General features: G+C 60.0%; 7 protein-coding genes and 1 pseudogene. 2 read left to right on the top strand and 6 right to left on the bottom strand.

Features of this window, described 5'->3' with window-relative positions; translation table 11 throughout:
* Positions 1–111: 111 nt before the first annotated feature.
* The 5 genes and pseudogenes from ACNA0I_RS17030 to ACNA0I_RS17010 form a co-directional block, all read right to left on the bottom strand.
* Positions 112–3,594 (bottom strand): UvrD-helicase domain-containing protein, encoded by a 3,483-nt coding sequence (locus tag ACNA0I_RS17030; RefSeq protein WP_415807181.1) that lies wholly within the window; start codon positions 3,592–3,594, stop codon positions 112–114.
* Complete coding sequence (locus ACNA0I_RS17025; protein WP_415807180.1) at positions 3,591–6,491, bottom strand: PD-(D/E)XK nuclease family protein; 2,901 nt, start codon at positions 6,489–6,491, stop codon at positions 3,591–3,593. The genes ACNA0I_RS17030 and ACNA0I_RS17025 overlap by 4 nt, the downstream gene beginning before the upstream one ends.
* A gap of 171 nt (positions 6,492–6,662) precedes the next feature.
* Entirely contained in the window at positions 6,663–7,637 is a 975-nt protein-coding gene (locus ACNA0I_RS17020; RefSeq protein ID WP_415807178.1) for a Bug family tripartite tricarboxylate transporter substrate binding protein, read from the bottom strand.
* 124 nt (positions 7,638–7,761) lie between these two features.
* A pseudogene (locus ACNA0I_RS17015) lies at positions 7,762–8,070 on the bottom strand (PrpF domain-containing protein); the annotation flags it as partial.
* Between the two features lies 1 nt (position 8,071).
* On the bottom strand, positions 8,072–8,871 hold an 800-nt coding region (locus tag ACNA0I_RS17010), incomplete at its 3' end, for a PrpF domain-containing protein (protein WP_462935938.1).
* A 61-nt stretch (positions 8,872–8,932) separates the two neighbouring features.
* Between ACNA0I_RS17010 and ACNA0I_RS17005 the strand changes: the two genes are divergently transcribed.
* Positions 8,933–9,868, top strand: coding sequence for a LysR family transcriptional regulator (locus tag ACNA0I_RS17005; protein WP_415807177.1), 936 nt, complete (start codon positions 8,933–8,935; stop codon positions 9,866–9,868).
* An 88-nt stretch (positions 9,869–9,956) separates the two neighbouring features.
* Here the strand turns inward: ACNA0I_RS17005 and ACNA0I_RS17000 are convergent, their stop codons facing one another.
* Positions 9,957–10,160, bottom strand: a complete 204-nt coding sequence (locus ACNA0I_RS17000) for a cold-shock protein (RefSeq protein ID WP_415807176.1) — start codon at positions 10,158–10,160, stop codon at positions 9,957–9,959.
* Between the two features lie 362 nt (positions 10,161–10,522).
* Between ACNA0I_RS17000 and fabZ the strand changes: the two genes are divergently transcribed.
* Positions 10,523–10,966, top strand: a complete 444-nt coding sequence (gene fabZ, locus ACNA0I_RS16995) for a 3-hydroxyacyl-ACP dehydratase FabZ (RefSeq protein ID WP_415807175.1) — start codon at positions 10,523–10,525, stop codon at positions 10,964–10,966.
* The last annotated feature ends 147 nt before the right edge of the window (positions 10,967–11,113 follow it).

Here is an 11,113-nt window from a genome sequence, read left to right as displayed (position 1 = left end):
CTCCGAGAGGGAGGGGGTGGGGTGTCTGATAGTTGGGGAGATGGTTCTTTTGGGCGGGTTTTCTTTGCCTGTGTCTGCCTTCAGATCATCTTGTGATTTTTTTGTTTCGGCTTATAGATCTATCCAGAGCGCTGCTCTCGGGAAATATAGGACTGATCTGGCGGGGCGGGAGTCCAGGGCGGTGACTTGGGTGCAGTAGCGCAGGAGCTGGTCCGCATGGCGCTGGCGCATGCGGGTGGCGAAATGTTCGGTGGATTCACCGGCGTGTGGGCGGGCGGTCTTGTAGTCGACGATGAGCCAGCCGTCTTCGGTGCTGAGGGCCAGGTCGATGACGGAAACGCGGCCGGTGGCGTCGATGAGAGGCCATTCGCGGCGGGCAGAGGATTGTGAGAGCAGCCAGCGGCCGCGATCGTGATCCAGCGTTGCCAGTAATGTATCCAAGACGGCATGCGCGGCGTCGGGGGCCAGTGCGGACGGCAAGCCTGCGCGAGTCAACTGCTTTTGCATGACGGGCAAATATGCGCGCAGCGCCTCGGCGGACCATTGGGCCAAGCCGTCTTGACCAATACGGGCTAACCAAGCATGCGCAAGCGTACCGATCGCAGCATCGTGCACGGTGTCCAGTTGCCAAGCAGGATGCTCTACCCCCTGCCCCTGGTTGAAGTTCTGTGCGGTCAACCCCAATTTCGAGTCGTTCGCAGACGAACGCTGAGCACGCAACAGATCAATCGCCTGGTCAGTGATACGACGTAACGGCTCGCCGGCATATTGCGCTGCCGCACCGGCATCCAAGGCAGCAGTATCCTGCCAATCCGGTGGCGGCGATTTTTGATCCGCGGGCAGCCATTCCCACAACCGCCCCAGCAAGCTGTTTGCGGCTGGGGGCTTGGATTGTCCTGTCGCAGGATCGACCACGACATTTCCTACGAGATGCAGACGGTGGCGTGCACGTGTCGCCGCGACGTACAGCAATCGATCGGTTTCGTAGGAGGCACGGCGCTTTTCGCGCAAGGTCAAGTACCGCGATACCGGATCGGCTTCTTTATCTGCACGAGGCTTGACCGGACCAAATAGCACGCGTTCATGACTTTGCTCAAAACTGACCAGAGGCGCGCGTTCGGCGCGTGGAGATTTGTGCAGACCGTACAAGATTACCGTATCGAATTGCAGCCCCTTGGACTTGTGCATGGTCATGATTTCGACCACATTGCTGTCGTCGGCTCCGCCCTCTGGTGCCGCATAGAGTCTGGCCAGCGCGGTATCCAGCTGTGCCGGATCCAGCCCCCCATGAGGCGCCAGGCGTTCGATCAAGCCAAACAGGCTTTCTGCATCCTCGGCTGCGCTGGCACTGGCGTACAAAGCGGCCCCGCCCAAGCGTTGCCAGAGAGACTCCAGCCACGCAGCCAAGGGCATCGCGCCGCTCGCGTTCGCCGCGTCCAACAGAATGGCACTGACGTGAGCCAAACGAGCGTATTCGTCTGCGGTTAAACGTTGTTGTGCCAGACATTGCGCAGGCTCATGCTGCAGCGCCGGCTGCGGATCGTCCCACAACGACAAACTTTGGCCTCGGGGCAATATCGAGGCGTTGTTTTTCGCCTCGTTCGCCACGTGCAAAGCCGCGGACAGCAGCGTAGGAACCGGCGTTGCCAAATCGTGCCCAAACAAGGCATGCATGCTGTTTAACGTTAGCCCGCACCACGGCGCACGCAATACCGATAGCCAGGCCAAGCGATCCGCGGGATGAGCCAAAGCTCGCAGCAATTGAACCAAATCCGACACTACCTGACGCTGTCCCAATGGCACGAGGTCCACGGCGCGGCAAGCAATACCAGCCTGAGTCAAGCGGCGCACCAACTGCCCCAAATGGCCTCGCGCCCGCACCAAAATAGCGACGGGATGCCGGCTCGCAGGATCGCGGTCCTGCAGCGCCTGCTTGACCAGTTGCACTGTCAACGCCTCGGCCGCCTGGTCAGCCTCGCTCGCACCTGACGTACTAAAGGCCCCATAAAAACGGACAGGTTCGCCCGGCAACGCCGGATTGAATGCGGCCGAGTCGGTATAGGCGATTGCCCCCGCGGCGGCATCGTTGCGCGCAGGCAGCAAACCACGGAACGTCGCGTTGACCCACTCGACCACGCCAGCCTGTGAGCGGAAATTATCGGTCAGCTGCAGGAACTCTGGAGCGATTTCACCGATACCGACTTCCGCCGCCTGCAGGAACAATCCTACCTCTGCCTTGCGGAACCGGTAGATGGACTGCATCGGATCGCCCACCAAGAACAGGGTTCGCCCATCCCCCGGTTGCCAACCGGATGTCAACGTCGCGAGCAAATGAATCTGCGTCAAACTGGTGTCTTGAAACTCGTCGATCAACAGATGACGTATCGACGCATCGAGTTTCAATAGCAACTCACCGGGATCATCAGCGGAGCCCAAAGCATGCGAAGCACGCTGCGCGATCTCGATGAAGTCCACTTCACGGGTTTCCGCAAAGCGCAGGTGCAATTGCGCGACCGCCAGCTTCAGCGTCATCAACTGTGCGCTCAAAACACGCCATTGCTCCTCGCTGAACTCCGCCGGCGGTATGGAGTCGACCGCATCCAGCATCCAAATCCAGGCGGCTTGAGGGTCGGCCGCATCCAGCCATCGCGTAAACGCCTCTTTGTGTTCGCACTTGGGCGGGAAACCCAGTTTCTTGTTGACACCACGCGCGCTGCGCAACGCGCCTGCGGACGTCAACAATAAATGGCGTACGGCTTTCCAGTGCCCCAGCCATTCGGCATCAGGCATCAACGGCTCGTCCCAATCGCGCAGCGCAGCCAAGGCATGCGCGGGATCTTCTTCATCCAACGCCGCAACAGCCATCCGTGCAGGCCAGCACAACGCATCCTCCCAGCCCAATGGCATAGCCTGTGCCAAGGCGTCCAAGTCCTCGCCGATGGCCTCGGCCAATGCGTCCTGCAGGGCCATGCGATCACTGCCGTGCGCCAATAACGGCAGCCATTGGTCACGCTGTCCCAGCATCGCTGCAATCGCTTCGACAGCAGCCTGCGTATCGACATCCAGATGCTTTAACAGGATACGCACGTCGTCGAAATCATCGACCAACGCCAATGTTGCACGTGCAGCCGCCTCATAATGTGCCTGGGCATTGTCCGCGATATCCGGCATGCCGCCCAGCTCCGACAGCCATGGCATCCCACGCACCAGTCCCGCGCAAAATGAATCGATGGTGCGAATCGACAATCGCGCCGGATGCTGCAACAGTTTCCAACCGAGGGCCTCGTCACGCGCCAGCGCCTCGCGCGCCAACTGCCAACTGCGCTGACCGTGCTCGGTCTCGGGCATGGGGCCATTGCCGTCGCGCAGCTTGCTCAACACGCGAGCGTGCATTTCCGAGGCAGCCTTGCGCGTGAACGTAATGGCGACAATTTCCTCTGGCCGATTGACCGTCGCCAACAGCGCCAGAATGCGATCCGTCAACAACTCGGTCTTGCCCGAGCCGGCAGGGGCTTGCACCAGATACGATGCAGCGGGATCCAACGCACGAGCCCGTGCGAGATGATCGGAGGGTTGGCGAACAGCGCTACTCATTCCGCGTCATCCTCGTCTTCCAAGTGCACTCTCAGAAATGGCATGGCATCGCAATATTTCAAATCATCCTGACGATAGACCACGTTTGCGGCGTATCCCGTCGCATATTCATCGGCCAAGCCCTCCACCGCGCCTCGCCAGCGATGCAGAATATCGGCCCAGGCCTGTCCCTCGAAAGCCTTGCTCTTTTCAATCGCCGTCACGCCCGGCATGCCCAGATCCGTGTCCGTCAACCCGCTCGCTACCACCTGACGCGCGTGCACTTGCGCCAATACCAATGCCGCCACATCCGCATCGGGAGTATCGCCGGACAGCACTGATGCATAGAACGGCAACTGCAAATTCACCGGACGAACCCGCGCCCAATCCGATTCAGGATTCCCGGGAGACATTCCGGTTTTGTAGTCCACAATCACGGCTCTGCCGTCAGGCAGGCGATCCAATCGGTCCAGGCGCACCGTCAACGCCAATGGCCCACGCGACCAATGATGAGTTTCCTCGACTTGGGCCACCTCGAACGGCATACGCTGCGCTTCGACATCAAACCACCCCGCCAAGACCGTCCGTCCGCGCTCGCACTCCAATTCACGCAATGCTGGCGGATAGGTTTTCAACTCAGTACTGGCGGCCTCGTCAATGGCCTGATCAATCAAGGCGGACAAACGTCCTTCTTCCATCGCTGCGTGCAAGTCCTCCTGACTGGAGAACATGCGCCACACCAGCTCCAGCGCGCGATGCAGGAACTGCCCGCGCACATTCTGATTCGCCATATCAGCATAATCAGCCAGTGCCCGGCCGCCCAAGCGATGACGTACAAAGGCCCATAGCGGATTACGGGCCTGCGTATCCAGCACATCCAGGCCGCCTGTTGCCCCCGCTGAGCGTTCTGTTCCTGAGGGGGGCGGCTGTCCTGCAGGCATAATCGCCGGTAATACTTCGCTGTTCTCGCCATCGGAGACCGGCGTCGTCAGGGAGGCGTAACCTTCGTCCGGCATTCGTTGTGATAGCGCCGGCCCTCGATCGTCGTTCAACACCTGTTGCGGTAACAAGGCAGGCGCTGCCGCCACAGGCATCTGCCAATCCATTAACGGCACTTGCGCAATCAGAGGCGACGGCCGCAGCTCGCGCTCGCCATCCAAGTGCGAATGACTCACTACGACCTCAGGCGCGCAACGGCACAACGCCGCATACATAGACTCCGCCCATTGACGCTCGCGTTCAGGCGTTGCACGCGGCGCCCCCGCCTGCCGCAACACCACCAGGGGCAACAACGGATTGGGCTGTGGCGTGGCAGGCAGGACATCATCGGTCAGTCCCAGTATCCAGACACCATCCCAATGCCCGCCTTCGGCCTCGAGCAAGCCCAACACATCCAGCCGGGCCGATGGATCACGCTGCGGTTGAAAAGACGTTGCCGCCGCCGCGCGCTCCAGCAGACGCACGGCAGCACGGCCATTCAATTGCCCAGCCGCAGGCGCCAATGCCGCATAACGGCCAAACAAATCTCCCAATGCGCCCATGACCTGATAGCCCACGCTATCCAGCGGCCGTTCCCCCGGAAACCCCAGTGCAACCAACGCAGCACGCATCGCAGGCATCCAGAGATCGCATGTCGCACGCTCGCCCACCTGCCGCCAAATCTCCAGCGCGGCAGGCCAGGCGGTCGAGAGCACTGTCGCCTTTCTTGCAATCGGGGCGATCTCCGCGCTGTTTGCCGTGTTGTTGATTGCATCCTGGGCAACGCCAACGTCCGTGTTGCGGGTCGCGTCAGCTACAGCCCGGTCAGCCGTCCGCACGTTCTCGCTGGCGATATCCCGCTGCCATTGCGCTGCATCGATATGGCTGAGCCCCTTGCGGCGCCAGCGCGCGTCGATCATCGCCAACCGCGCGCCATCGCTACGGTCACCCGCGCAATGGCCAGCCAGCAATGCCGCCCCCAAGACCGGCGTATCCACCGCACCGGCATAGGCCATATCGGCCAACGCGTGCAACCACGCCAACGCCGCACGAACTGCGGGCCATTCTGTCAGCGGCCGTCCCACTGCCACGTTAAATGCATGCCCGCGCTGAGCCAGGGCCTGCCCCACTACACGCCGCGCAAACGGCGACTCGGACTGCAACTGGGCCGACACAATCGCATAGCGTCCCACAGGATCCTCGGCCAATCGCTGCGCCGCCCAAGCGCCAGCCGCCCGCCATTCTCCGCCCTGATCGTCCGCACAATACCGTACCGGCCTCGCCGCCTCGGCCTCCGCATCCTGTAGCCACGACAGTTGCGAACCACCGTCCTGAAACGCATCCAGCAACGCAGCAAAACGCGGCGACACATCAGTAAAGCCCGCCAACACCAGATACGGCGGCGCGGCTACCGCCCCCTGCTGCAGCGCATCCAACACGCGCGCATAGCCTTGATTCGCATCCTCTGCATCGATCGCACGCAACTGCTCGCGATAACGCGCGCGCCATCGTGCAAAACCGCGATACTCGTCCGTATCGGCACCGCTGGGCACCTGCAGATCCCACTCATCCATCAACGCGTCGGCATCCATCGCCAACGCCGCCGCCTGGGCGACGTCCAGCAATACGCGTTCGCCCTCCTCTGACGCAATCGCGTCCACCCATACCATTTGCGTCGCAAAGGTATCGAGGCGATGCGCAGGCAGATCGGCGTCCGCGACAAAGGCCAGATCGGCTCCCGCCTCGACCAACCAGGCGCCCAACGGCAGCACCCGCGGTAATTCACTGACTTGGCGTTCACGGCGCAGTTGACCAGCCAAGTCCAGCGTCAGACGGCGCGCCAGCCGGTTGTTCACCGTCAGCACCAAGGTCTGCGCGGCCGGCAGGCGGCCAACGTGTTCCAACGAAATTAGGGAGCGGAATTCCGCGTCGTAGTTCATGCGGTCAACAAAAAGCGGCTCATACCGAAATTATCGGAGATCAGAGCCGCTAGGATAACCGCATCAGCCGCGTTAACGGAGGATCAATTCATCACTCTGAGAGTAGGGAAATCCTCCTCCCAGACAAGCGGCCACGAATCAGACCGCCTCACTCGCCCTCAAGCCGGCAGCCTATCGCGCCGCCAGCGCCGTCGTGGCGGCGAGCTTTTTCCAACGCACGGCCTCGCTTTGCACAAACGCACCCAGCTCCGCTGGCGTACTGGTATGCACCTCAGCGCCCTGCTCGTCGATTTTCTTGACGACTTCAGGGTCATTCAATGCTTGATTCAAGGCCGTGTTCAGCTTTTGTACGAGAGCGGCATCCGCCTTGGCCGGCGCAAAAATCGCATACCACTGAGGCACCTCGACACCAGGCACGCCCGCCTCGGCCAGCGTCGGCAGTCCGGGCAAAACAGATGTGCGCGTTGGCCCGGCAACCGCCAGCGCCCGGATCTTTTCAGATTTCAGATGGGAATAGACGCTGAACAAACTGGGGAACATGACTTGCGTCGTCCCGGACAAGGTGTCGGTCAATGCCGGCGCCGAGCCCTTGTACGGGATGTCCAGCATATTTGCCCCGGTAGCTTGATTGAACAATTGCCCAGCCACAGCCGGCGCCGTCCCCGCCCCTGCCGAGGCAAAGGTCAGGCTGTCCGGATGATCCTTGCTGTACTTCACCAAGCCCGCCACATCTTTGACCCCGATACTGCTGGACACCACCATGATGGTAGGCGAATCCGCCACTCGGCCAATAGGCGTGAAATCCTTGACAGGGTCGTAGTTCAGCTTTTGCAAAGCTGGATTGATGCCATGCGTGCCGATATAACCCAGCATCAGCGTATAACCGTCAGCGGGCTGGCGCGCCACATAATCCGAGGCGATCGCCCCCTGCGCACCGGGCTTGTTGACCACAATGATCGACTGGCCCAGCAGATCTCCCATTTTTTGTCCCACCACGCGTGCCAGGGCATCATTGCCTCCACCCGCCGCCGTTGGGACCACCAGAGTGATCGGGCGATCCGGATAATCCGCATATGCCGCGCTCATGCCAAAGGTACAGCACACCGCGACGGCACACGCCCACTTTTTGCTCGTCAGAAAATCCATTTGTGTCTCCTAGTTTTATCAAATTCGTTGCGTGGGCCAGCTCATATAGCGCCCACATTGCGATCCTGCGTTCACATGAACGGTAATCGGCGGCATCCGTGCGCCACATCGATCATCGCAATCGCTAAGCAGCCTCGCGTTGCAGCAAGTGACTGCCTATCTGATACTGACCGGGCACATACAGCATCCCTTTCATGATCTTGCGTGCCGTACGCACCAGCCCCGCTGCGCGCACCACGCCGCTAGACACGTCCAAGGCCACATCAATATCCATCCCGCCCGAGGGATGCTCGATGCGCACCGTCCGATACCCGTCTTGAACATCCGGACCACCGCACAGATGCGCCACCGTACCCGGCATGAAAAACGCACTGGCCACGCCCACCGCCCCGGTTGCCGCGTGCGCTCGATGGCACACATGCGGAGTGAAATANCGCGACCGGATGGACGCCCTGTTTTCAGCTGGTGCCAGCAACACCGGCTTGGGGATCACACTATTGCTGACATCACCCAACCCCATACGCTTGCCGGCCTGCAGGCGTATACGAGCGATCCGTTCCAGCAACGCTACATTGCCATCCAATTGGGCTGCCGTCTCGTCCCCACGCAGCCCAAAATCCTCGGCCCGCATCAACACCATCGGCATCGCCGCATCGATCAAGGTCACCGGCAGACCCTCTATCATTTCAAGCCGGTTTCCCGTGGGAAACAAACGTCCGGTGACCGCACCCCAAGCATCCTGAAAGTTCAATCGTACGGGAGCCGCGGTACCAGGAACGCCGTCAATGCGTGTATCGCCTTCATAGGTAATACGGCCGCCCGGCGTTTGCACCACTGCTTCAATTACAGCTCCCGTGTTGACGTTATGAACGCGCACCACCGTCATTCCCTCACGAGCCGCGATCAGCCCTTCATCGATCGCAAACGGCGCGGCGCCCGACAGCATGTTGCCGCAGTTCGGCCGTGTATCCACCGAGGCTCGGTCCACAGACACCTGCGCGAACAAATAATCGATATCGCAATCGTCTCTCGATGAACGGGACACGATCGCGACTTTGCTGGTCAGGCTGTTTCCCCCGCCCAGGCCATCGACCTGCAATGCATGGGGCGAGCCCATCGCCAGCAGCAACAGACGATCCCGCTCTGCAGGATCGGCAGGCAGCCAATCCCCCAGAAAAAAGGGGCCGCGTGACGTACCGCCACGCATCAGTACACAAGGGATTACGGTTTCCATGTGAGGAATTCTGCGCCGGGCACGCTACTATGTGAATTGCAACTTATCTATGGATTAATGCATGGCACGCATCAATTTCGACCTGCAGGAATTGCAGGCCTTTGTCGCTGTCGCCGAGCGTGCCAGCTTTCGTGCTGCCGCAGAGGACCTGCACCTGTCTCAGCCCGCGCTCAGCCGGCGCATTGAGAAACTCGAGGATCTGCTGGGTGCGCGCCTGCTGGAGCGCACAACACGACGCGTATCGTTGACCAACGTAGGCCGTGTTTTTCTGGAACGCGCCCGCAGCGCGATTGACGAGCTGGATCGAGCCGTCCTGAGCATCGAGGATCTGGCCACGCAGCGCGGCGGCCTTGTCACCGTCGCTTGCGTCCCTTCCGTCGCGTATTACTTTTTACCCTCGGTCATCCGCGACTATTCCGAGCGATTTCCTCGCATCCGGGTCCGGATCATCGACGAAACGGCCAATACGGTGCTCAACAGCATCGTTACCGGCCGTGCGGATTTTGGGATCAGCTTTTTTGGCACGCAAGAGCCGGACATGGATTTCAAAGCCGTATTGCGCGAGGACTTCGTGCTGGCGATACGCAACGATCATCGATTCGCCCGCCGACGCAGCGTCTCGTGGGAAGAACTCTCGGAGGAACGCTTTATGACCGTGGCGAAAGAAAGCGGCAATCGTCTGTTGATCGACGACGCCCTCGCCAAGAGCGGTAAACGCACCGTCAGTGCGTTCGAAGTCAGCCACATCATGACATTGCTCGGTATGGTCGAGGCAGGATTAGGCGTCGCGGCCGTACCGCAATTAGCCATGCCATTAACTCGCCATGCCACGCTGACCAGTCTCAAACTCGAGCATCCCCGCGTTACCCGCACGCTCGGGCTGATCACACGCCGTGGCCGGCCATTGGCACCCGCTGCGCAGCAGCTCTACGACATGGTTCATCAGGCCGGCAAAATGGCCAAACGCACCCCGGCGTCAAAAACCGGGAAAAAATAGCGAGATACCGAGACGGCGAGACGAGGCTGAATACCGAGCCATCAACAAAAAAACCCTCCACAGAGGGTTTCTTGACTCGACGAGTTCGTTAGAGAACGCGAATCTTTGTGGCTTGCGGGCCTTTTGCGCCTTGGGCGGCGTGGTAGCTCACGCGCTGGTTTTCTTCCAACGACTTATAGCCTTCGCTTTCGATCTCGGAGAAATGGGCAAACAAATCTTTGCCGCCATTCTCGGGCATGATGAAGCCAAAGCCTTTTTCCGAGTTAAACCATTTGACGATACCGGTTTCCATAGCACTTCCTTATATAAGTAATGTTCGAGCAACGGCCCAAACAGACGATCAAGGAAGGATTGAGGACAATGATGACACGGTAGTCGCGCCTGACCGCTCAACGATCACGACACTTGAAGATCTCCGTCAATATGAGCCCCGTACATCGGAAAGTCAATCGAAGTTTCAATTGAACGCATAAACGGCGTGGAATTCCCGAGTTCTGCAACGCTATCCGTGCCAGACTGCCGGATACGAAGCGCGGCAACACTTCATATCACCCTCATCCGCGCAACATGCCAGGCACTGTGGCACACTGCCAGCACGCAAACAGCGTAGAAGCCAGGCACGGGCTCCAGTGCGACCGAATAGGTACTTCCCGTATGGGCCTGAACATCAAATCAATTATGGAGCGCCTGCCGCATCGCTATCCCATGCTGTTGATTGATCGTGTAACTGAGATCATTCCTCGGCAAAAAATCACCGCAATCAAGAATGTCTCCACCAACGACCCATTCATGGCAGTCGGACAGTGCATGCCAGGCACGCTCATTATCGAAGCCATGGCGCAGTCTGCGGCGTTGTTTTCATTCGCCGACGAGGGAACGGAAAGCAGGCCGGAACAAGGACAGGCGGTCTACTATTTTTTGGGCATTGACGACGCGAGGTTCATCAACCCGGTAACGCCCGGGGACCAGCTACGCATCGAAGTGCAGGCATTGCGCTTAAGCCGCGCCATTTGCAAATACCGCGGCCAGGCATTTGTAGAAAAAGACCTCGTCGCCGAAGCCACTATTCTGTGCGCCGTACGGAATTCACCCGAATAATCCAGACAGGCCGACGCGTTGCCCTTACCGCGTCGGCTATCGTGTTTGCGCCTCATTCAAACGCCGTGCTTCCTCTTCCGCATACGCTTCCTCGTCAGGCTCGTACGATCCCTCATAGAGGCACGAATCGCGATCCCAGGTGCACTT

The organism is Bordetella muralis, from assembly GCF_965139205.1.
GTDB classification, from domain to species: domain Bacteria; phylum Pseudomonadota; class Gammaproteobacteria; order Burkholderiales; family Burkholderiaceae_B; genus Bordetella_A; species Bordetella_A muralis.
Note: the sequence above shows the minus strand (reverse complement) of the source record. Positions and strands in the feature narration are given on the sequence as shown.